The 548-nt window shown below is 54.4% G+C and carries 1 protein-coding gene; it reads right to left on the reverse strand.

Going from position 1 to position 548, the window contains the following annotated elements; all coding sequences use genetic code 11:
• Positions 1-11 precede the first annotated feature (11 nt).
• Positions 12-548, reverse strand: a 537-nt coding sequence (locus HK417_RS24665; protein WP_222273516.1) for a recombinase family protein, incomplete at its 5' end; no start/stop codon positions are given.

A 548-nucleotide genomic window follows, 5' to 3' on the forward strand; every position in this document is an offset into this window, starting at 1 on the left:
GCCGAGGGGCGTTAAGCGCCCTGCTGCAGCTCTGCCTTGATGCATTGAACAGTGCTGACGCCAACGTTGTTGTCTTTTGCCGTCTGGCGAATGCTCTTTGTTGCCATCAGGTCAGCAATAATCGCTGCTCTATCGACTGCTTTACCGTGTCCACGCTTCGCAATGCGTCCGGCTGCTTTCGCTGCCGCATAACCTTCTGCCTGCCGCTCTAACAGCATCTTGCGTTCTGCCGTGGCAACTGCGGCCATCACGGTAATCATCATTTCACCCATCGCTGTCTGCTCGGCTCCAACCGTCAGCCCTTCCTTGTGAAACTGTATGCTTGCGCCCTTCTCTTTCACCGTGTCTATGATGCTCAGCACGTCCACTGTCGAACGTCCTAAACGGCTCAGCTCGTGAACGTGAATCACGTCACCCTCACGCACGTAATCGAGCATTGCTTTCAGCTCCGGCCTGTTCATATCCTTCCCGCTCAACTTCTCAGTAAATACTTTATCCAGTGCCACGCCAACTAACTGCCGGTCTGTATGCTGCTGCACCGAACTAAC

The organism is Modestobacter marinus (genome assembly GCF_019799945.1).
Taxonomy (GTDB): domain Bacteria; phylum Actinomycetota; class Actinomycetes; order Mycobacteriales; family Geodermatophilaceae; genus Modestobacter; species Modestobacter marinus_B.